The following is a 21,816-nucleotide window of genomic DNA, read 5'->3' on the forward strand; positions in this document are numbered from 1 at the left end:
TCCCCCCTCCATCCAGTGAAATTGTCCCATCAGTGAAATTCGGTGAATCTTCACCCACTCTAGCGGTGGATCGGGGTGGTTGATGCGCCGCACGGTGGAGGACGTCAGCAATTCACCTAACCGGGAGTGAGCATGACGACGACACTCGACCCAGGCCATCGCACCGGCGCGCCGGCGGACCGTCAGGCCGCCGAGGCCGCCGCCCTCGCCGAGCAGTGGGCGACCGACCCGCGCTGGTCCGGCGTGCGCCGCACCTACACCGCCGAGGACGTCGTGCGGCTGCGCGGCAGCGTCCGCGAGGAGCACACGCTGGCCCGCCGCGGCGCCGAGCGGCTGTGGGAGCTGCTGCACCAGCCCGAGCACGTGGCCGCGCTGGGCGCGATCACCGGCAACCAGGCGGTGCAGATGGTCCGGGCCGGGCTCAAGGCGATCTACCTGTCCGGCTGGCAGGTCGCGGCCGACGGCAACACGTCCGGCAACACCTACCCCGACCAGAGCCTCTACCCGGTCAACTCGGTGCCGACGGTCGTCCGCCGCATCAACAACGCGCTGCTGCGCGCAGACGAGATCACCTACGCCGAGGGCGCCGACCCCGGGTTCGACTGGCTGGCTCCGATCGTCGCCGACGCCGAGGCCGGGTTCGGCGGTCCGCTGAACGCGTACGAGCTGGCCAAGGCGCTGATCGCGGCCGGCGCCGCGGGCGTGCACTACGAGGACCAGCTGGCCTCGGAGAAGAAGTGCGGGCACCTGGGCGGCAAGGTGCTGGTGCCGACGTCGCAGCACGTCCGGACCCTCAACGCGGCCCGGCTGGCCGCCGACGTCGCCGGCGTCCCGACCATCATCGTCGCGCGCACCGACGCCCTCGCCGCCGAGCTGATCACCAGCGACGTCGACCCGATCGACCAGCCGTTCCTCAACGGCGAGCGGACCGCCGAGGGCTTCTACCGGACCCGCTCCGGCGTCGAGCCCGTCCTCGCCCGCGCGCTGGCCTACGCGCCGTACGCCGACCTGCTGTGGGTCGAGACCGGCACCCCGGACCTCGCGCTGGCCCGGAAGGTCGCCGAGACGGTGCGCGAGCAGTACCCGGACAAGATGCTGGCGTACAACTGCTCGCCGTCGTTCAACTGGAAGGCGCACCTCGACGACTCCGAGATCGAGACCTTCCAGCGCGACCTCGCCGAGTTGGGCTACCGGTTCCAGTTCATCACGCTGGCCGGGTTCCACCAGCTCAACTACGGCATGTTCGACCTCGCCCGCCGCTACGCCGAGAGCGCGATGACGGCGTACGTCGACCTGCAGCAGCGCGAGTTCGCCGCCGAGCGGCTCGGCTACACCGCGACCAAGCACCAGCGCGAGGTCGGGACCGGCTACTTCGACCTGGTGTCGACGGCGCTGAACCCGGACAGCGACACGCTCGCCCTCAAGGGATCCACGGAGGAGGAGCAGTTCTGACCCTGGCTGCGGGCGGATCACCGGGTTCTGGGACCGCCGGTGATCCGCCCGCCGTCGGTGCGCGTCAGAACTCGCTCTGCGACCGGGCGGCCGCGACGAGGATGGCCTGACGCTGCTGGCGGTTGTGCCGACCGGCCTCGAACCACTCCGCCGAGACCGCCTCGACCCGCCGGACGAGGTCGCCGTGGCCGGCGAACGGCGCGGCGTCCCAGACGCGGTCGAGGAACGTCTCGCCGTTCTGATCGCGGATCGCGTCGTTCGGCACGCCCGTCGGCTGCGACCGGAAGACCACCTCGGGCTCCACGCGCTTGACGTACGGGTGGAACGAGTTGAACTGGCCAGGCACCGGGTCGGCGACGTAGTACGGCGCCAGCAGGTAGCCGTGCGTCGTGAAGTGCATCGACGCGTCGGCGGGCTGGATCGACGCCGCGAGGTCGCCGTCGAGCCCGAGCTGCGGGAAGAAGGTGAACTCGCGGTAGCTCGGGGTGTCGTCGCGCACGACCATCAACGTCGGGCCGTACATGATGGACTGTATTGACTTGTCATTGGCAGCCTTGTCCACCCAGAAGCTCAGCGGCATGTTGATGTCAACGACGTCGCCGGCCTGCCAGCTGCGGCTGACGGTGACGTACGACGACGGCGTCGCGTCGACCTGCTGGTCCCGGCCGTTGACGGCGACCGTGTAACCGTGCCAGGCCCAGCCCGGGACCCGGAGCTTGAGGTCGAGCGGGCCGCTCCCGCTGACGAACCGCAGCCGGGTCGACCCGGCCGCCGGGAACGCCGTCTCCTGGGTGATGACGAAGCCGCGCTCCGGCCAGGTCAGCGTCGCCTGGATGAACAGGTTCAGGTACAGCGCCGACCCGTCGCCGGACCGGAGGAACACCGTCTCCTGGTACTTCGTGTGGCTCTCGACGCCGGTGCCGTTGCAGCAGCTGCCGTTGCCGCCGTACCGGCTGTACTCGACGAAGGTGCCGATGCGGCGCGACCGGCCCGGCCACATGTTCTGGTGGTACGTCACCTCGGTGGCGGTGACGCTGTCGACGTCGCGGCGCGAGCTGAGGATCTGGTTGTGCAGCGCCCGCTCGTAGAAGTCCATCAGCGTCGGCTCGGGCTCGTGGAAGAACAGGTTCCGGGTGAGCCGGAGCATGTTGTACGCGCAGCACGTCTCGGCGTGCCGCGGGTCGCTGCCCGACGTGAAGCCGGACGTGATGTCGCCGCGGGCGCGGAAGTGCTCGCTGCGTCCGGCGCCGCCGTTGCTGAACGTGCGGTGCGGCACCACCATGCCCCAGAAGTTGCGCGCCGCCGTGTGGAACCGCTCCTCGCCGGTCTGCTCGAAGATGCGCAGGTAGCCGATGTTCGGCGCCATGTACTGGTTCGCGTGCCGCCCGTTGAGCTGATCGCTGTTCTCGATGCTCGCGGTGAACAGCGTGCTGAACGTGAACAGCTTGGCGGTCTCGAGGAACCTGGCCCGCTGCCCGGCGTCCGTCGTGTGCGCCGCGAGCTCGGCCATGACCTCGTTCATCGACCCGGCTTCGCCGGCGCTGTAGGTGTTCCACATCTGGTCCCGGCCCTCGGGCGAGATGCGGCTCAGGCGGCTGTGCACCCACTCGCCCATACGCAGCAGGATCGGCAGCGCGTCCTCGTTGCCGGTGAGGTCGTACGCGTTGAGCAGGCCGCGCATGATCTTGTGGTGGGTGTACCAGACCGCCCAGACGGCGTTCGGGCCGCTGTTCGGCTGCACCATCGGCGGCTCGATGCGGATGAACTGGCCCTCCGGGAACGCGGCCAGGTAGCCCGGGTAGCCGGTGCCGACGATGGTGGCGGGCCGGCCGTTCCCGGACGCGTCCGGCGCGGTCTCACCCTCGTCGTCGAAGGTCCAGCGGGCCCGTAGGGCGCCAGCGTCCACCCCGGTGGGTTCGGTGGCCAGCTGCTGGATCTCGGCCGCGCTGAGGGCGCGGCCGTGCAGCTGGACCTCGTCGACGGCGGCGTTGAGCAGGACGTGGTCGTTGCTGGTGGAGCGGCCGATCCAGTTGCTGACGGTGTCGCCCAGGGCCGCCGGCGTGATCGTCATGGCCGTGTTGACGCCCGCCTCGACGCCGTTGACGTACAGGCGGCCGGTGCTGCCCTGGAGCGTGACGGCGACATGGTTCCAGGTATTCAGGGTGAGCTGGGTGGCGCTGTCGATGCGCTGCTCGGCGTTGGCGCCGTCGACCGTGATCGCGAACCGCGGGCCGACGTCGTTCGAGACCCGCGCGGTGAGGGCGAGGTAGGCGCGAGTGCTGGTCGCGAGCGTGAGGATGCGCGCGTTCGTCTGGCTGCTGCCCGGGCTCACCCACGCGCTGAACGTGGCGTCGGTCAGGCCCGTCGTCAGACCGGTGGGGAGCGTGACGAACTGGTTCGGGTGCGGGTCGCCGAGCTTGACGGCGTTGCCGAACCGGCCCGGCACCCGGCCGACGTTGCGCCCGTCGAGCGCGTCCTGGACCTTCGCCAGCTCCTCGACGATGTAGTCCAGCTTCGTCAGGAAGATCTCCTCGCCGGTGGCCGCCCAGCACTGCGCCAGCATCGTCATCCAGTGGCCGGAGAAGTGGCCGCGGAGCAGGTGGTTCGGGGTGTCCCAGCCGCCCGGCCAGGTGCCCGGCGCGGGCAGCCCGGCGTTCGCGCGGAACAGGTGCAGCATGCGGTCCGGCCCGTCCAGCGGGTCGCTCGTGCCGGGGTAGTGGCGGGCGTAGTCGATCATCCGGTCGCGCTTCGCCTTGTAGATGCCGTCGCCCAGGCTGACCTGGTTCAACGCGAACGGCGCCACCTCCCACCCGGCGGACGTCCAGCCCGGGCGCGGCGTGCCGCCGGGGATGGCCGGTGCGGCCGCTGGTGCTGGTGCGGCCGCTGCCGGTGCGGCCGCTGTGGCCACGGCCGAGGCCGCTGCCGGCGCCGCCGCCGCCATCGCGCCGAACCGCAACGCGTCCCGCCGGGAGAATCTCTTGCTCATTCTGGCCCTCCTCGTTCCGGCCCTCGTCGGCCGCGCTATGTGAGCGTTAACAACGTGGTGGAGAGTCCGCTATGGACGGATGTGAACTGTGATGTGTGAAATAGTGCCCGCTGCCGAGGGTCGGGTCAAGGGTGATCACCAACGGCGTCGGCCGCGGACCGCGCACTCGCCTGGCCGCCTGGTTGCCCGGTCGTGGTGGCCGCCGTGGGCTGCAGCCGCGGATCGTGCCCTCGCCTGGCCGCCTGGTTGCGGCCGCCGCCGTGCCCACGCCGCGCCGTCGGGCAGGTGGGCGGACGCCCGGCTCCGATCCGCTCGGCTCTGTCGACGCGCGGCCCCGCCGGCCAACGGCGCCCGTTGATCATGGGAGATCGGGGTTCCCGGGCGGGCGGAACCCTGAATTCTCCATGATCGACTTTGCTGGGTGCTCACCTACCTGCACGCGAATCGTCGTGCCGACGGCGGTGTACGCCGCGACCTCCGATTGGGGCGCGGAGAGTGCGGGTGACGTGACGTGACGGTGACGGCGGCGCGTCCCCGACTAGGCTGGCCCGGCGCATCGAGCGCGGCGTCGAACCGGAAAACGATCAGGTGACGAAACGGCGGCCGTTCGCCGCGGTTGGTCACCTGATCATGGTGTGTCCACCTGGTGGAGATGATCAGGTGACGTAGTGGCCGGGGCGACGTGTCCGGACGTGCGGCGAGATGGCCAGCCGGGGCGCGTCGGCGGCAGCCGTCAGAGCTTGCGCATCGACCAGGCCTGCTCGGCCGAACCGACCACCGTGTCGAGGTCCTGGCCGGTCGAGGCGAGCACCGCCGCGGCCACCGCGCCCTCGGTGAACGGGGCGTCGGCGAGGCGGACGAGCGGGCCGCCGCCGTCGTCCTCGAGGTCTTCGAGCAGGGTCTTCGCCGTCAGCACCGAACTGCCCATGTCCATGAGGACGCAGACGCCGTCACCGCTGTCGGCCGCCTTCACGGCCGCCGCGATGAGGTCGATGCTGGTGCCGAACCGCCCGTCGTCGGTGCCGCCGGCGGCGCGGATGGCGACCGACGGGCCGGCCAGCTCCGCCGCCATCTCGGCGACGGAACCGGCGACCGCCGGGCTGTGGGAGACGAGCACGATGCCGACCGTCACGCGACGACCTCCGCCAGCGCCCGCAGGATCAACGCCGTCGACGCGGCGCCCGGATCCTCGTGACCGACGCTGCGCGGACCGAGATAACTGGCCCGGCCCTTGCGCGCCTGCATCGGGACGGTCGCGGCCAGCCCTTGCTCGGCGCCGTCGGCGGCGGCAGCGGCAGCCGCCGCGAGTGGCCCGCCGTCGGCCGCCACCGCCTGGAACGCGGCGACCGCCGGCGCGAGCGCGTCGATCATCGTCTTGTCGCCCTCGTTGGCGCCGCCCAGCCCCTTGATCGCGGTCAGGGCGGCCTCCAGCGCGGCGCCGACCTCGTCGGCGGAGGCGGAGGTGGTGTCGCCGAGGGCCTTGCCGGCCCGGCGGAACGCGCTGCCGTACAACGGCCCGGACGCACCGCCGGTCTTCGCGACGATGCCCCGGCCCGCCGCGACGAGGACGTCGCCCGGGGTCGAGGGGGCTCGTTCGGCGATGTTGGTCAGCGCGGCGGCGAGCCCGCGGGCCATGTTGGCGCCGTGGTCGCCGTCGCCGATGGCCGCGTCGAGGCCGGTCAGCCGCGCCTCGTCGGCCTTGACGGCGGCCTCGGACGCGGTGATCCAGGCCGTCGCCGTCTGCGCGTCGAACGCCATGCTCACCGTCCCCACCGCAGCGCGGGCGTCTCGACCGGCGCGTCCCACAGCCGCAGCAGGTCGTCGTCGAGGGACATGACGGAGATCGAGAAGCCCTGCTGGTCGAGGCTGGTGATGTAGTTGCCGACCAGGCTGCGCGCGACCCGTGCGCCGTGCCCCTCGATCCAGGCGACGGCCTCGGCGAACGCGCCGTACAACTCGATCAGCGGGCTGCCGCCCTGTCCGTTGAGCATGACCAGCACGTCGCCGGAGATCGGCCGGTCGGCATGGATGACGTCGAGCGAGTAGCCGACGAACTCGTGGATCGGGGCCATCTTGCCGCGCTCGCGGCCCGGTTCGCCGTGGATGCCGACGCCCAGCTCGACCTCGTCGTCGGCGAGGTCGAAGCCCGGCTTCCCGGCGGCCGGGACGGTGCCGGCGTGCAGCGCGATGGCGAACGACCGCGTCACCTCGTTGACGTGGGTGGCGATGCCGGCGACGGTGTCGAGGTCGGCGCCCTCTTCGGCGGCGGCGCCGGCGATCTTCTCGACGAACACCGTGCCACCGACGCCGCGGCGCCCGGCCGTGTAGGTGGAGTCCTCGACGGCGGCGTCGTCGTTGGTGACGACATCGACGACGCGGACGTCCTCGTCGTCGGCCAGCTCGGCGGCCATGCGGAAGTTGAGCACGTCGCCGGTGTAGTTCTTGACGATGTGCAGCACACCCGCGCCGCCGTCGGCGGCCTTCGTGGCGGCCAGGATCTGGTCGGGCACGGGTGACGTGTACACCTCGCCCGGCGCGGCGGCGTCGAGCATGCCGTAGCCGACGTACCCACCATGCAGCGGTTCGTGTCCGGAGCCCCCGCCCGAGACCAGTCCCACCTTGCCCTGCGTCGCGCCGCCCGCACGCGAGATGACCCGGTTCTCCAGGTCGACGGCGAGCGACGGATGGGCGGCGGCCATGCCGCGCAGCGCGTCAGCGATGACAGAGTCGGGGGAGTTGATCAGCTTCTTCATCGACGGACCGACCTTTCCGTGATGCGGATGTCATCTGCGTGCCACAGTACGCGCGAAACGGCCCGCCGGACCGGGGACCGGCGAACCTCTATGGTTGTCGCCGTGGTGGAGATCTCGCAGACGCTCGATCGCGGCCTTCGCCTGCTCGAGGTGCTGTCCGGGTCCAGCGACGGCCTCACCGTCGCCGAGGCGTCCACCGTCCTCGGCGTCAACCGCACCATCGTCTACCGCCTGCTGGCGACGCTGGAGCAGCACGGCCTGGTGCGCCGGGTCGCGGGCGGCCGGTTCAGCGTCGGGTTCGGGGTGCTGACGCTGGCCGGCAGCGTGCAGCCGTCGCTGCGGCAGGTGGCGCAGCCGGTGCTGCGGGCGCTGGCCGACGACGTCGGCGCGACGGCGCACCTCACCATCGCCGACGGCGCCGAGGCGCTGGCCGTCGCCGTCGTCGAACCGACCCGCACCGACTACCACGTCGCCTACCGGGTCGGCTCGCGGCACCCGCTGGAGCGCGGCGCCGCCGGGCGGGCCGTCCTCGGCGGGCGGGCGGGGTCGGCGGCGTTCGTGAGCACGGTGGGCGAGTTGCAGACGGGGGCCAGCGGGGTGGCCGCGCCGGTCATCGGCGTGCCGGGGGTCGAGGCCAGCGTCGGCGTCATCGCCCTCGCGGCGCTGGACGACGACACCGTCGGGCCGCGGGTGGTCGCGGCGGCGGCGCAACTGGGCGAGCGGCTCGGCTGACGGCGCTCAGCCGCTGACCTCGACCTCGATCTCGTTCGAGACCATCTCCGGGTCGTCGACGTTGACCAGGCGGAACAGGTTCGGGCCGGGCGCGTCGGTGGCGACGGAACCGCTGAACGTGCCGTCCTCACGGGTGGTCAGCGTGATCGGCCGGCTGGCCGGGTAGTCCTGCCACTCGCCGTCGCCGACCTTGTGCTGCAGCGCCACCCGCACGCCGCCCTCGACCGGCGCCAGCGTACCGGCCAGCGCGATGAGGTCGTTCGGCGCGACCTCGGCCGGGTCGGCGGTGAGTTCCAGGCCCTCCTCGGGGGCGGGCTCACCCGGGACCGACGTGCCCGGGTCCTGGCTGGTGCCGTCGCCGGGCTGGCCGCTGTCGTCGGCGCGGGAGCCGAACCAGGCGCCGCCGGCGAACCCGATCACCGCGGCGACGGCGAGGCACGCGGCCAGCGCACCGGCCGTGGCCTGGCCGGGCGGGCCGGTGCCAGTGCGGGTGCCGGCGCGACGGGGCGCGGTGCGGGTGGTGGTCCGGTCGCTGGTGCGGCCCGTTCGGGGGCTGCGGGCGGGTGCGGGCGCGTCGTCGTCCTGGTCGTCCGGGTCGACGTCGGGGGGTGCGGGGGCGTGCCGGGCATCGGGAGCGCCCGGGCCGAAGGCGGCGGCGAAGCCGGGTCCGGGCTCGTACGCCGCGGTCTCGGCCGGCGCGGCGACGGTGGTGGGGGCGGCGACGGCGGTGGGCGCGGCCTCGGGCTCCGGCCTGGCGCGGCGGGCGGCGGCCCGGCGGCCGTTGGACCGGGACACGGTGCGCTCCGGCGCGGCGGGTGCGGCGTCGTTCTGGTCGGCGCCGAAGCTGGCCCAGAACGCGGCGTGGGGCTCTTCGGTGGCGGCGACGGGCTCAGGGGACGGGCTCGCGGCGGCCGCGGCCCCGGTCGGCTGGACGTCGGCCGGCGGTGCATCAGGTGCCGGCTGGCCGGCGGCCGGGTCGGGGGTGGCGGGGTCGGGGGTGGCGGCGCGGCCGGACATGGGGCGGCCCGGGGCGCCGGTGCGGGTGCGGGCGGACGTGGCCATCCCGGCGGCGGGGCGCGTGGCGTCGGCGGGTGCGCCCGGTTCGGGTCTGGAGCCGAGTCCGAGTGGGTCCTCCGGCTCGATCCGGATGCGCCCCGACGCCGACCGGCGCCCCTCCTGCGGCATCGACTCGGTCGCGTCGATGCGGCCGGACCGGGACCGGCGGCCGGTCGGGGCCGCGGCCTCGACGTCGGCGGCCGGAGGGTCGGTGCGCGGTGCGGTGGTGTCGGCGGCCGGAGAGTCGGCGGGCGGTGCGGTGGTGTCGATGCGGCCGGACCGGGACCGGCGGCCGGGTTGCGGCGGGTCCGCCGGCGGGACCGTCTCGATGCGGCCCGACCGGCGCCCGCGCTGCGGTGTGGCCTCGGCGGGGTCGGCGGCCGGCGCGCCGGACTCGGGTACGTCGATGCGGCCGGACCGCGACCGGCGGCCGGTCGAGGGAGCGGACGTCTCGATGAGGCCGGACGTGGACCGGCGACCAGGTGGCGGCGCGGACGCGTCGATGGGGCGGCTGTGCTTGGCGGCCCGCCTGGACCGGGAACTGCCCGGCCCCGCGTCGCCTGCACCGGAAGCAGCGCCGGACGAGGACGCGCCGTTGGGCTCCGGCCACAGCGGCGTCCCGAGTTCGTCGCTCAGGGGCGCCAGCAGCGGCCCGGTCTCGTGCGGCGCCACAGTGCTGGACTCGAGCCAGGAGGCGATGCCGAGGTCGTCCTCGGCGGGGTCGGGACCAGGTGCGGAAGCGGGCTCGGCACCACCATCAGACGGAGCGTCGCCGGTACCGCCGCCCGCCGCTCGGCGGCCGCCGGCGGCGTGCTTGGCGGCTCGCGCGTCGCCTGTGGCTGGTCGGGACATCGTCGCCTATTGAAGCATCCGTCACCGACGTCGCGCCTCAGCCGACCGTGACCTGGACTTCGTTCGACACGACGGAATCGTCGTCCTCGCGGACGAGGCGGAAGGTGTTGGTGCCGGACTGGCTGGTCGAGGCGTAGGTGCTGAAGGCGCCGTCGGCGTTGGTGACGGGCTGGTTGTTCAGCGGGAACGTCTCCCAGTCGCCGCCGTCGACGCTGCGTTCGAGCCGGAGCTGGATGCCCTCTTCGGGCGGGTCGACGGTGCCGGTGAAGTCGATCTGGCCGCCGGGAGCGATCGACTCCTGGCCGGCGCTCAGGGTGATCGCGCCGTCGCCGGACGGGGCCTCGGTCTCGGGCGGGGTCTCGCCGCCGGGGGTCTCGCCCACGGGGGTGGTGTCGTCTGGCGCGTTCGTCTCGGACGCGGACGGCGACCCGCCGTCGGATTGCGAGCCGAAGTAGCCGCCGCCGGCGAAGCCGACGATGGCTGCGGTGATGAGGCAGGCGGCGAGCGCGCCGCCCGAGGCTCGACTGGACATCGAAGACATTCAACCCTGACACCCGGGGGGCTAGGCAAGTCGACAGGGCCACGACGTCGGACATGACCTGGGGTGACGCAGAGTGTGATGAAGCCCGCGGGTACGGAACGCGTCCAGACGGGTACCGTGCCGACAGGCCGACGAGCCGGGAGGGACCGATGAGTGAGACCGACGTCGTCGTGGTCGGGGGTGGCCCGGCCGGGCTGCTGCTGGCCGGCGATCTCGCGAGCGCCGGTGTCGGCTGCACGCTGCTCGAACGGCGAACCGGGCGCTCGCCGCTGACCCGCGCGTTCGCCGTCCACGCCCGCACCCTGGAGGTGTTCGACGCCCGCGGTGTCGCCGAGCAGGTCATCGGGACGGGGACGCGGGTGGCCGGGCTCAGCCTGTTCGGCAGCATCGAGGTCGACCTCTCCGACCTGCCGACCCGGTTCCCGTTCGTGCTCGTCACGCCGCAGTACAACGTCGAGGACGTGCTGGCGGCGCGGGCCCGCGAGGCCGGCGCCACCCTCGTCGAGGGCGCCGGGGTGACCGGTCTGGACCAGGACGGCGACGGCGTCACCGTGCGGGTGGACGACGGGCGGGCGCTGCGCGCGGCCTACGCGGTCGGCGCCGACGGCGTGGGCAGCACGGTCCGCGAGGCGCTCGGGCTGCCGTTCCCCGGCGAGGCGGTCGTGGAGTCGGTGATGCTGGCCGACGTCCGGCTGGCCGACCCGCCCGACGAGGTGCTGGTGGCCAACGCCGGCGACGACGGGTTCGCGTTCGTGGCCCCGTTCGGCGACGGCTGGTTCCGCGTCATCGCGTGGGACCGCAAGGTGCAGCGGCCCGACGACGACCCCGTCGAGATGGACGAGATCAGCGACCTCGCGCGCCGTGTGCTCGGCACCGACTACGGCATGCACGACGCCCGCTGGCTGTCGCGGTTCCACAGCGACGAGCGGCTGGTCCCGAGCTACCGGAAGGGGCGGACGTTCCTCGCCGGCGACGCCGCGCACGTGCACTCGCCGGCCGGCGGCCAGGGCATGAACACCGGCCTGCAGGACTCCGCGAACCTGGGCTGGAAGCTGGCCGCCGACCTCCACGGCTGGGCCCCGCCCGGCCTGCTGGACAGCTACGACACCGAGCGCCGCGCCGTCGGCGCCAGCGTCGTGCAGGGGAGCGGAACGCTGCTGCGCCTGGCGCTGACGGGGTCGGCGCCGCTGCGCGCGGTCCGCAACGTCGCCGGCGCCGTCGCCGCGAGCATCGGCCCGGTGCAGCGCAAGGCCGGTGAGTTCGTGTCCGGGCTGGCCATCGGCTACGGCCGGTCCCGCGGCGACCACCCGCTGGTCGGCAAGCGGGTGCCGGATGTCTCCGTCGTCACCGAGTCCGGCACGAAGACCCGGCTCTACGAGGCGCTGCGCGGCGGCCGGTTCGTGCTGCTGACCGGCCAGGACCACCACGGCCTGGTGGACCCGTGGGCCGGCCGGGTCGACCTCGTCATGACGGTCGACCGCTCGCAGGGCCTGACGCTGGTCCGCCCCGACGGCTACGTCGCCTGGGCCACCGACACCCGGCCGATGATCCGCCGCGACGCCGAACTGCGGGCCGCCCTCATTGCCTGGTGCGGTGAGCCGAGCGGCGCCTAGGGCACGGCCGACGCGACCAGCGGGAGGATCCGCGGCGCGACGACGGTGGACAGCGCGATCAGCGTCGTGGTGCGGACGATGTCGTCGTCGCCGACGAGGTCGTCGATGACCCGCTGGAGGTCGTCGTTGTCGCGGGCGACGATGCGGCAGAGCAGGTCGCCCTGGCCGGTGATGGTGTGCACCTCCAGCACCTCGGGGATGCGGCTCAGGTGCGCGGCGACGGATTCGCGGGCGCCCTGGCGGATGTCGAGCGAGGCGAACGCCGTGACCCGGAAGCCGAGCGCGGCGGGGTCGACCGTCGGCGCGAAGCCGGCGATGACCCCGGTGTCGCGCAGCCGGTCGAGCCGGGCCTGCACCGTGCCGCGGGCCACCTGCAGCCGTCGCGACGCCTCCAGCACGCCGATGCGCGGCTCGCTGGTGAACAGCTCCAGGATCCGGGCGTCGAGGGCGTCGATCATGCGTCCTCCAGACTGGACAACCTGCACAGTGATTCGGCGGGGCAGGTGTCCACACCGTACACCGTGATCAGCGTCTCGGCGGCCTCTTGCACACCCGCGAGCGGCCCCGGCAGAGTCCTGTCATGACGGCCACCGACCACACTCTGACCCCCGAAGAACGCGACGCCGACCTCGATCTCGAGCAGCTCAAGCAGCTCGTCGGACTCGTGGAGTACGACGAGAGCAAGGACCCGTTCCCGGTCACGGCGATGGACGCGGTGGTGTTCGTCGCCGGCAACGCCACCCAGGCCGCGCACTTCTACCAGTCGGCCTTCGGCATGGAACTGGTCGCCTACGCCGGCCCTGAGACCGGCAACCGCGACCACAAGTCGTTCGTCCTCAAGAGCGGCTCGGCCCGCTTCGTCATCAAGGGCGGTGTGCACCCGGAGAGCGACTATCTCGACCACCACCGGCGGCACGGTGACGGCGTCGTCGACCTCGCGCTGGAGGTCCCCGACGTCGACAAGTGCGTCGCGCACGCCCGGGCCCAGGGCGCCACCGTCCTGGAGGAGCCGCACGACGTCAGCGACGAGCACGGCACAGTCCGCATGGCTGCCATCGCGACGTACGGCGAGACGCGGCACTCGCTGGTCGACCGGTCCCGCTACGCCGGGCCGTACCTCCCCGGCTACGTCGCGCGGACGTCCACGCACGTCAAGCGCGACGGCGCGCCGAAGCGGATGTTCCAGGCCGTCGACCACTGCGTCGGCAACGTCGAGCTGGGCCGCATGGACTACTGGGTCGACTGGTACCGCAAGGTCATGGGCTTCATGAACATGGCCGAGTTCGTCGGCGACGACATCGCCACCGAGTACTCCGCGCTGATGTCGAAGGTCGTCGCCAACGGCAACCACCGGGTGAAGTTCCCGCTCAACGAGCCGGCCATCGCGAAGAAGAAGTCGCAGATCGACGAGTACCTGGAGTTCTACGGCGAGGCCGGCTGCCAGCACATCGCCCTGGCCACGGGCGACATCCTGCGCACCGTCGACCTCATGCGCGCCGAGGGCGTCGAGTTCCTGGACACCCCCGACGCCTACTACGACGACCCCGAGCTGCGGGCCCGCATCGGCACCGTCCGCGTCCCGGTCGAGGAGCTGAAGCAGCGCGGCATCCTGGTCGACCGCGACGAGGACGGCTACCTGCTGCAGATCTTCACCAAGCCGATCGGCGACCGTCCGACGGTGTTCTACGAGCTGATCGAGCGGCACGGCTCGCTGGGCTTCGGCAAGGGCAACTTCAAGGCGTTGTTCAAGTCGATCGAGCGCGAGCAGGAGAAGCGCGGGAATCTCTGACGTTTGTCGTCTGCACCAGCCCGTACACGAACCGGGCCAGCCGTCCCGAGCCGGTGGGCGTCGTGAACGCGACGTGCCACCGGCTCGGCGCGTCGCCCTCCAGGTGCTTCACGTCGGCGTAGGTCCGCTCGACGTCGCCGATGACGCACGACCACGGCTCGAGGTCGCCGTCGGCGGGCAGTTCCGGGACGGCGCCGCCGTGCTCGCGGGCCAGCCAGCCGTTGACGACGGTGCCGGTCGCGCTGGTCAGCAGCTCCCAGCGCAGGTCCGGCCAGAGCGGCAGGTACCAGTGGGCCAGCCGGCACTGCACGTCGCCGATGGTCACGTCGCTCTGGCCGACCGGCGCGCCGAGCACGATGCGGTACCGGTCCAGCCCGCGCGGCGCCGTGCGGGACCGTTCGACCGTCTGCCAGAACGCGTTGGCCTTCCGTGCGTCGGAGTGGGTGACGCCCAGCCGCTCCCACGCCGCCTCGACCAGGTCCGGCTGGAAGTCCTGCATGCGCCGCAGCAGGGTCAGCTGGAACTCGGTGACGCCGAAGCCGCTCAGTGCCATCGGCCCAGTGTGTCAGCGCGGCGCTGGACGTCCGGCCCCGCGATCGGGGAGGATATCGCCGACTCAGCCCGGACGGCGAAGGGTGCCGCTACGTGGATGGTCTGGTCCTCTTCCTCGCCCAGGAACTCGGTCTCACCGCCGGGCGCCGCGCGGTCCGCGCGATCCGCGACCCACCGGAGGTGCGGGCGCTGCGGACGGTCGTCAAGGCGGCCCTGGACGCGCCCGAACTCGCCGCCCTGGCCGCGCCGGACCACCGGGACGGGTTCCTGGCGGCACTGCGCAACCGGCTCGGCGACGACCCGCCGGACCGGCCGCGGTACGGGCGGCCGGAGGTCAGCGAGGCGACGCTGCGCCGGCTGGTGGGTGACTGGGTGGCCCCGCTGACGCACCCGGTGCCGCCGTCGGACCAGAGCCCGCTCGCCGGTCTCGGCATCGATCCGGAGCACCTGCGCGAATTGCTCTACGCGCTGGTCCGGGCCGGCATCAGGGCCGACGCGGCGGGCGGCGGGCCGCTGCAGCCGCTGGACACCATCCTCCGGCTGGAGCGCACGAGCGAGCAGCAGGACGCACTCGTCTCACTGGTGCGGCCGGTCCCGCCGGTGCCGCCCCCGCCGGCCGGCGTCGGCGCCGTCGACACCTTCACCGGGCGCTCCGCCGAGCTGACCGAGCTGACCGCCCGGCTCATCGCGCCGCCGCCCGGCGTCGTGCCGGTGCTGACGATCCACGGCCCACCGGGCATCGGGAAGAGCGCGCTGGCCGCCCAGGTGGGCCGGCATCCCGAGGTCGTCGCGCACTACCCCGACGGCGTGCTGCTGGTCGATCTGCTCGGCTGGACCGACGGCATGGAGCCGCTGGGCGTCGGTCCCGTGCTCGCGCACCTGCTGAGTCTGGCCGGCGTCCCGGTGCCCGACGACGGCGGGGTGGAGCGACTGCTGCCGGCCTGGCGCGGCTGGCTGGCCGGGCGCCGGGTCCTGGTCGTCCTCGACAACGCCCGTGACGAGGTCCAGGTGCGGCACCTGCTGCCGGATCAGCCGGGCTGCGCGGTCGTGGTGACCAGCCGCGAGCGGCTGGGGCACCTGGCCGGGGCCGCGGTGTCAGGGCTGGGCGCGCTGGCCGGGGCCGACGCCGCCGAGCTGCTGCGCCGGCTGGCCGGTCCCGGGCGCCTGGACGACGAGGAGGCGACGGCGCGCATCCTGGCGCTGTGCGGTGGCTGGCCGCTGGCGCTCCGGCTGGCGGCCGGGATCTTCCGCAACGAGCCCGACGCCGACGCCGCCGAGGTGGCCGCGGCGCTGTCCAGCGCGTCGGCCACCGAGCTGGACCCGATGACGGCGCGGCTGCGGGCGTCGTACGAGCGGCTCGACGACGAGCTCCGGCCCGCGTTCCGCTGGCTGGCGTCGTGGGACGGCCCGGCCCTGACGCCGTTCGCCGCCGCCCTGCTGCTCGATCGTCCCGAGGACGACGCGGTCGGGCTGCTGCGGCGGCTGGCGCGGGCCGAGCTGCTGCTGCCCGCCGGGCCGTCGCGCTGGCGGCCGCACGACCTCGTCCGGTCGTTCGCCGACGGGCTCAACGGCGACGATCCGTGGGACGAGCACTACCGCACGTTCCACCGGCTGCTCGACGGCTACCTCGCCGAGGTCGAGGAGCAGGGGCAGGCCTGGGACCGGCTGGCCGACGAAGACGAGAACGTCGCGATCGCCGCCCGCGGCGCCGTCGTCGGGGCGCTGGTGGTGCTGAGCGACCCGCCGGACGAGGCGGCCCGGGCCGAGCGGAACGCCCGGCTGGCCCACCGGCTGGGCCTGGACGATGCGAGCGCGCTCACCGAGGACGCGGTCCGGCTGCACACCGCCGGCGTCCGGCTGGCCGAGGAAGGCAGCCGTCTGCTGGGCCTGATCGGCCACACGAGCGCCGCCCTGAACTGCGCCGCGCTGCTCAACTACGCGGTGCCGGACGGCGCCGACCGGTTCGGCCGGCTCCTGGAACGCGACGTCGTCTACCCGCAGTTCACCGCGCTGTTGCGGCGGCAGATCGCCGAGCTGCGGGAGGCCGGCGACGAGCGGAGCGCGGGCCGGATGCTGCTCGCTCTCGCCGCCACACAGGCCGACCGCGGCGACAGCGAGGCGGCGGCGTCGTCCCTGCGGGCCGGGCTGCGCAGCGTCCGGGTGGCCGGCGACCGGTGGGCGGAGGCCAGGGGCCTGGCTGCGCTGGCGCGGCTGGAGGCCGATCGGGGCGCGGCGGACCTCGCGCGCGAGCACCTGACCCGGTCGCTGGCCCGCTACGAGGAGCTCGGGCCGTCGTACGTCGATCCGGTCACCGGCAACCCGCTCGATCCCGCGGACGTCGACGACGTGCGGGAGCGGCTGCGCGCGCTGGACGACGACTAGGGGGCGTCGCCGCCGGGGCGGCCGAGCACGCGCCCGGCGACGCCGCGCAGCAGGCGGTCCAGCGGCGAGCCGAACGGGTCGTCGCGGACGACGTAGGTCCAGGTGGCCGACGGGCGGCCGAGGCCGAGGCCGGCGGCGTCGGTGAGGTCGGGGTGGGCGGCCAGGAACGCGTCGGCGTCGTCCTCGGCGGCCTGGAGCAGCGGCTCGAAGGCGCGGACGGCCTCGGCGTTGAACTCCACCACCGGCGCCTTGCCGGACAGCGACCGCAGGGGCGTGGCGTCGCGCACCTGCGCCAGGTGGGCGAGGTGGTCGGCCCACGCGCGGTCCAGGAAGAACAGCCGCACGCCGCGCTCGGGCTCGGGCCGGGCGAGCAACTCCTCGCGGCGGGCGAGGACGTGCTCGCGCTGGCGGCGGGGCACGACGGCGTAGGAGTGGGTGTTGGCGTAGATCCGCAGCGCGATGCCCTCGGCGACGCGTTGCGCGTGCTCGGCCTGCGAGCGGGCGCCGGCAGCGGCGATGCGGCCGTCGGCGTCGGACGAGGCGCGCAGGCGGGCGTGCCGCGCGACGAGGTCGTCCTCCAGGCTGGCGAAGAACGCCGAGCCGCCGGGGTCGCCTTGGCGCCCGGCCCGCCCGCGCAGCTGGTCGTCCAGCCGCGCTGCCACGTTGAGCTCCGTCCCGATGACCAGCAGCCCGCCCAGCGCGGCGATCTCGTCGTGGCTCTCGGCGCTGCCGCCCAGCCTGATGTCGACGCCGCGGCCGGCCAGCTGGGTGGAGACGGTGACGGCGCCGCGGCGCCCGGCCTCGGCGATCACCGCGGCCTCGGCCTCGTCGTTCTTCGCGTTCAGCACGACGCACGGGACGTCGGCGTCAGCGAGCAGCGCGGCCAGCTCCTCGCTGTCGGCGACGCTGGGCGTGCCGGCGAGGACGGGCCGGCCGGACGCGTGCGCGGCGGCGATGCGGCCGACGATCGCCCGCAGCTTGTCGGCCCGGGTGGCGTAGAGGGCGAGCGGCTCGTCGACGCGGACGCACGGCAGGTCCGGCGGGATCACCTCGACGCGGCGGGCGTACATCCGGTCGAACTGTTCCACCGCCGACGCCGCGGTGCCGGTCATGCCGCTCAGCAGGCCGAACTCCTCCACCAGCTCGGCCGCCGTGACGGAGTCGAGGACCTCGCCGGCCTGGCTCGGCGGCAGCCCCTCCTTCGCCTCGACGGCGGCCTGCAGGCCGTCCGGCCAGCGCTGCAGGTGCGCGACCCGGCCCTTGGCGGCGTCGACCAGCTGGACGGCGCCGTCGCGGACGAGGTAGTCGACGTCGCGGGTCAGTAGTGCCTCGGCGTGGACGGCGAGGTTGGCCAGTGTGAGGGTGCGCCCGCCGTCGGCCTCGGAGTAGAGGTCGACGCCGAAGGTCCGCTCGATCAGCTCCTCGCCCGCGGGGGTGAATGCGATCCCGTAGCCGTCGGCGCTCACCGCGTAGTGCGTGTCCGACTCCATCGACGTGACCAGCTCCGCCATCGCGGTGTCCGCCTCGGCGTCGTCGACGGCGCCGGCGAGGACGAGCGGCAACCGGGCCTGGTCGACGAGCACGGAGTCGGCTTCGTCGACGATGACGACCTCGCGGCGGTCGCGCACCCGCTCGGCCTCGTCGTGGACCAGGCGGTCGCGCAGGGTGTCGAAGCCCAGCTCGTTCGCCGCCACGTACACGACGTCGGCGGCGTAGGCCGCGCGCCGCTCGTCCGGCGTCGACGTCGCGTCGACCCAGGCCACCCCGACGCCGGCCGCGTCGTACAGAGGCCGCATCCACTCGGCGTCGCGGCGGGCCAGGTAATCGTTGGCGGCCAGCACCGTGACGTGCCGGCCGCGGGCGCTGGACAGGGTGGCCGCGAGCGCGCCGGCCAGCGTCTTGCCCTCGCCGGTGTCGAGCTGCACGATGCGCCCGGCGAGCAGCCCGAGCACGGCGAGCAGCTGGTTGTCGTGCGCCCGTTCGCCGAGCGTGCGCCGGCCCAGCTCGCGGACGAGGGCGAGGCCGTCGGCCGGGTCGACGTCGGCGCGCAGCCGCCGGCTCAGCTCGCCGGTGGGGACGTCGGCCAGCGCGGGCTCGGCCTGCCCAGCACGGCGCACCGTCCGTTGGCCGGCCGCGTCCGGGGCCAGCGGCCGGACACCGAGAAAACCCGCGAGACGCGCGCGAACACCCACGAGACGTCAGCCTATGTCGTCCGATCGGGGCGTTCCCTTTTGTCCGGATCTCCGGCAGGCTGCGGTGATCACACCGTCGCCTACTCGCCTGGGAGCGTCCTCGATGAGATCTCGTGTCAGGTCCGGAGCCGTCGCGGTGGCTGCCGTGGCGCTGCTGGCGGGTGCCGTCCTCCCCGCGAGCGCGCAGTCCTCCCGCCCGTCGCCGGGCGAGTCCGGCGCGGGCGACGCCTACTTCCCGTTCGCCGGGAACGGCGGCTACGACGCCGTGCACTACGACCTCGACCTGCGCTACCAGCCGCCGGACGCCGCGCCCGCGCCGCTGACCGGCCGGCTGGACGCCGTCGCGACCGTGACGATCGTGCCGACGCGGCACCTGACCAGCTTCAACCTGGACCTGCGTGGGATGGACGTGGAGTCCGTCGTGGTGCGGGACCGGCCGGCGGTGTTCACCCGCGAGGGCGACGAACTGGTCGTCACGCCGAAGACGATCCTGCCGCGCGGCAAGGCGGTCGACGTCGTCGTGACCTACGGCGGCGCGACCGGGCGGCCGACCGACATCGAGGACGCGTTGTACGGCTGGGTGACGACCCGCGACGGCGCGATGGTGGCCAGCGAGCCGGACGGGTCGATGACGTGGTACCCGGTCAGCGACCACCCGACCGACAAGGCCACCTACGACGTCGCCGTGACGGTGCCGGAAGGGCTGGTCGCGGTCGGCAACGGCGATCTCGTCGGCTCCGACACCGTCGGCGGGTGGACGACCTGGGAGTGGTCCGCGCGCGAGCCGATGGCCAGCTACCTGGTGACGGCGTCCGTCGGCAACTACGAGCTGCGGCAGACGACGACGCCGGGCGGGCTGCCGCTGATCGACGCGATCGACCGCGACCTCGCGCCCGCCGCGTCGGCCGGGCTCGCGCAGACCGCCGAGATGATCGCGCTGTTCGAGACGCACTTCGGCCCGTACCCGTTCTCGTCCTACGGCGCGATCGTCGACGACGACACTGTCGGCTACGCGCTGGAGACGCAGACCCGGCCGATCTACTCCCGGAGCGCGTCGGAGGGCACGGTGGCGCACGAGCTGGCGCACCAGTGGATGGGCAACTCGGTCAGCCCGGCGCGCTGGCAGCACATCTGGCTGAACGAGGGCTGGGCGACGTACGCGAGCTGGCTGTGGGCCGAGCACGACGGCGGGACCACCGCCGCCCAGCGGTTCGCCGCGGTGATGGCGCGGCCGGAGTCCAACGCGTTCTGGCAGACCGTCGTCGCCGACCCAGGCCCGCTCGGACTGTTCGCGAGCGCTGTCTACGACCGGGGCGCGGCGACGCTGTACGCGTTGCGGCAGGAGATCGGCGCCGACGCGTTCGGCGCGCTGTCGCGGGAGTGGCCGGCCCGGTACCGGGACTCGGCCGCGACGACGGACGACTTCCAGGCGCTGGCCGAAGAGGTGTCCGGCCAGGACCTGGAGGAGTTCTTCGACGTCTGGGTGTGGACGGCGGGGAAGCCGGCGATCTCCTGACCGTTCATCGGCAGGACGCGCTATCATCGTCGCATGGCGATGAATCGGGTGTCTGTCGACGCGGCGGCGGTGCAGCTGTTCCACAGCCTCGCCGACCCCGCGCGGCTGGAGATCGTGCGGCTACTGGGCCACGGCGAGCGGCGGGTGGTCGACCTCACCGGTGAGCTGGGCCTGGCCCAGTCGACGGTCTCCGGCCACCTGTCCTGCCTGCGCAACGCCGGGCTGGTCGAGCCGCACCCGCACGGCCGGTCCACCTACTACGCGCTGGTCCGGCCCGAGCTGTGGGCGCTGCTGACCGCCGCCGAGGACGTCCTCGCGGCGACCGGCTCGCCCGCCCGGCTCTGCCCCGACGGCGTCGGCGCCGGACACCTGCCGCACGACGACGCCGTCGCGCACGCCCCCGAGGCCGGGCACCGGGCCCGGCCCGACGCCGCCGCGCCCGCCACCCGGCCGGGACAGGTGCACTGATGGGCGCCGGGCACGGTCACGGCCACGGCCTGCCGCAGGGCGCCACCGCGTCGTACGCGTACCGGCGCCGGATGCAACTGGTGCTGGTGCTCATCGGCGTCGTGATGCTGGTGCAGCTCGGCGGCGCGTACCTCTCCGGGTCGCTGGCGCTGCTGGCCGACGCCGGTCACATGCTGGCCGACGGTCTCGGCGTCACGCTGGCGCTGCTGGCCACGGCCATCGCGGCCAAGCCGGCGAACACCGCGCGGACGTTCGGCTGGCAGCGGGCGGAGATCCTGGCGGCGCTGACCAACGGCGTCGTCGTCGGCGTCATCGGGGTGCTGGCCATCGTCGGCGGCGTCCGGCGGCTCGGCGACCCGGCCGAGATCGAGACCGGCATCATGCTGGTGGTCGCCGTCATCGGCCTGCTGGCGAACGTCGTCGCGCTGTTCCTGCTGCGTTCCGGCCAGCGCGAGAGCCTGAACGTGCGCGGCGCGTACCTCGAGGTCATGGGCGACACCCTGGGCTCGCTGGCCGTCGTCAGCGCGGCCATCGTGATCATGGCGACCGGCTGGGTCCGCGCCGACGCGCTGGCGTCGATGCTGATCGGCGTGCTGATCTTGCCGCGCGCCTGGATACTGCTGCGGGAGGTGTTCGACGTCCTCCTCGAAGCCACCCCCAAGGGCGTCGACCTGAAGGACGTCCGCCGCCACATCATGGAACTCCCCGGCGTCGTCGACGTGCACGACCTGCATGCCTGGACGATCACCAGCGGCGTCCCGGTGCTGTCCGCGCACGTCGTCATCACCGACTCCGCCGAGCCCGGCTGCGGCGCCGACTCCGTCCTCGACGGGCTGCACGAGTGCCTGGCCGGCCACTTCGACATCGAGCACAGCACGTTCCAGATCGAGCCCCTGGGCCACGTCGAGCACGAGCACGCCGGCCACGCCTGA

At 73.7% G+C, this 21,816-nt stretch carries 17 protein-coding genes; 8 read left to right on the forward strand and 9 right to left on the reverse strand.

Annotated elements, in window-relative coordinates; genetic code table 11:
• The first annotated feature begins 132 nt into the window (after nt 1-132).
• Nucleotides 133-1,452: an isocitrate lyase gene (gene aceA / locus ACW62_RS16650; RefSeq protein WP_053205362.1), complete on the forward strand. Its 1,320-nt coding sequence runs from the start codon at nt 133-135 to the stop codon at nt 1,450-1,452.
• A 64-nt stretch (nt 1,453-1,516) separates the two neighbouring features.
• Here the strand turns inward: aceA and ACW62_RS16655 are convergent, their stop codons facing one another.
• From ACW62_RS16655 to dhaK, 4 genes are all read right to left on the reverse strand, one after another.
• Nucleotides 1,517-4,438 carry a beta-L-arabinofuranosidase domain-containing protein gene (locus ACW62_RS16655; protein WP_083459843.1) on the reverse strand — a complete coding sequence of 974 codons (2,922 nt, stop codon included), beginning with the start codon at nt 4,436-4,438 and terminating at the stop codon, nt 1,517-1,519.
• A gap of 733 nt (nt 4,439-5,171) precedes the next feature.
• The gene (dhaM, locus tag ACW62_RS16665) at nt 5,172-5,570 is read right to left on the reverse strand and encodes a dihydroxyacetone kinase phosphoryl donor subunit DhaM (RefSeq protein ID WP_053205242.1); all 399 of its coding nucleotides are present in this window, start codon (nt 5,568-5,570) and stop codon (nt 5,172-5,174) included.
• Nucleotides 5,567-6,196, reverse strand: a complete 630-nt coding sequence (dhaL, locus tag ACW62_RS16670) for a dihydroxyacetone kinase subunit DhaL (protein ID WP_053205243.1) — start codon at nt 6,194-6,196, stop codon at nt 5,567-5,569. The genes dhaM and dhaL overlap by 4 nt, the downstream gene beginning before the upstream one ends.
• Before the next feature lie 2 nt (nt 6,197-6,198).
• Nucleotides 6,199-7,191, reverse strand: a complete 993-nt coding sequence (dhaK, locus tag ACW62_RS16675; protein ID WP_053205244.1) for a dihydroxyacetone kinase subunit DhaK — start codon at nt 7,189-7,191, stop codon at nt 6,199-6,201.
• A gap of 90 nt (nt 7,192-7,281) precedes the next feature.
• Between dhaK and ACW62_RS16680 the strand changes: the two genes are divergently transcribed.
• Entirely contained in the window at nt 7,282-7,923 is a 642-nt protein-coding gene (locus ACW62_RS16680; RefSeq protein WP_053205245.1) for an IclR family transcriptional regulator, read from the forward strand.
• Between the two features lie 6 nt (nt 7,924-7,929).
• Here the strand turns inward: ACW62_RS16680 and ACW62_RS16685 are convergent, their stop codons facing one another.
• Both ACW62_RS16685 and ACW62_RS16690 read right to left on the reverse strand, forming a co-directional pair.
• The gene (locus tag ACW62_RS16685; RefSeq protein ID WP_157574807.1) at nt 7,930-9,831 is read right to left on the reverse strand and encodes a hypothetical protein; all 1,902 of its coding nucleotides are present in this window, start codon (nt 9,829-9,831) and stop codon (nt 7,930-7,932) included.
• Between the two features lie 37 nt (nt 9,832-9,868).
• Entirely contained in the window at nt 9,869-10,363 is a 495-nt protein-coding gene (locus tag ACW62_RS16690) for a hypothetical protein (RefSeq protein WP_053205247.1), read from the reverse strand.
• 158 nt (nt 10,364-10,521) lie between these two features.
• Between ACW62_RS16690 and ACW62_RS16695 the strand changes: the two genes are divergently transcribed.
• Complete coding sequence (locus ACW62_RS16695) at nt 10,522-11,985, forward strand: FAD-dependent monooxygenase (RefSeq protein ID WP_053205248.1); 1,464 nt, start codon at nt 10,522-10,524, stop codon at nt 11,983-11,985.
• On the opposite strand, the gene ACW62_RS16700 is transcribed toward ACW62_RS16695, so the two are convergent.
• A complete protein-coding gene (locus ACW62_RS16700) occupies nt 11,982-12,443 on the reverse strand; it encodes an Lrp/AsnC family transcriptional regulator (protein WP_053205249.1) in 462 nt (153 codons plus the stop codon). The two genes, ACW62_RS16695 and ACW62_RS16700, sit on opposite strands and share 4 nt — an antisense overlap.
• Nucleotides 12,444-12,565: 122 nt before the next feature.
• Here ACW62_RS16700 and hppD point away from each other — a divergent pair, with 122 nt between their 5' ends.
• Nucleotides 12,566-13,774, forward strand: coding sequence for a 4-hydroxyphenylpyruvate dioxygenase (hppD, locus tag ACW62_RS16705; RefSeq protein WP_053205250.1), 1,209 nt, complete (start codon nt 12,566-12,568; stop codon nt 13,772-13,774).
• Here the strand turns inward: hppD and ACW62_RS16710 are convergent.
• Complete coding sequence (locus ACW62_RS16710; protein WP_053205251.1) at nt 13,731-14,327, reverse strand: hypothetical protein; 597 nt, start codon at nt 14,325-14,327, stop codon at nt 13,731-13,733. The genes hppD and ACW62_RS16710 overlap by 44 nt on opposite strands.
• Before the next feature lie 92 nt (nt 14,328-14,419).
• On the opposite strand from ACW62_RS16710, the gene ACW62_RS16715 reads away from it, so the two are divergent.
• Nucleotides 14,420-16,708 (forward strand): NB-ARC domain-containing protein, encoded by a 2,289-nt coding sequence (locus ACW62_RS16715; protein WP_053205252.1) that lies wholly within the window; start codon nt 14,420-14,422, stop codon nt 16,706-16,708.
• Here the strand turns inward: ACW62_RS16715 and ACW62_RS16720 are convergent.
• A complete protein-coding gene (locus tag ACW62_RS16720) occupies nt 16,705-18,900 on the reverse strand; it encodes a preprotein translocase subunit SecA (protein ID WP_083459844.1) in 2,196 nt (731 codons plus the stop codon). The two genes, ACW62_RS16715 and ACW62_RS16720, sit on opposite strands and share 4 nt — an antisense overlap.
• Before the next feature lie 103 nt (nt 18,901-19,003).
• On the opposite strand from ACW62_RS16720, the gene ACW62_RS16725 reads away from it, so the two are divergent.
• Genes ACW62_RS16725 through ACW62_RS16735 form a run of 3 tightly spaced genes read left to right on the forward strand, consistent with a single transcriptional unit; the run spans nt 19,004 to nt 21,816 of the window.
• Nucleotides 19,004-20,416 (forward strand): M1 family metallopeptidase, encoded by a 1,413-nt coding sequence (locus ACW62_RS16725; RefSeq protein WP_053205254.1) that lies wholly within the window; start codon nt 19,004-19,006, stop codon nt 20,414-20,416.
• A 33-nt stretch (nt 20,417-20,449) separates the two neighbouring features.
• Nucleotides 20,450-20,884 (forward strand): ArsR/SmtB family transcription factor, encoded by a 435-nt coding sequence (locus tag ACW62_RS16730; RefSeq protein WP_083459845.1) that lies wholly within the window; start codon nt 20,450-20,452, stop codon nt 20,882-20,884.
• Entirely contained in the window at nt 20,884-21,816 is a 933-nt protein-coding gene (locus ACW62_RS16735) for a cation diffusion facilitator family transporter (protein ID WP_053205255.1), read from the forward strand. The genes ACW62_RS16730 and ACW62_RS16735 overlap by 1 nt, the downstream gene beginning before the upstream one ends.

It is taken from the genome of Jiangella muralis (assembly GCF_001270745.1).
In the GTDB taxonomy this organism is placed as follows: domain Bacteria; phylum Actinomycetota; class Actinomycetes; order Jiangellales; family Jiangellaceae; genus Jiangella; species Jiangella muralis.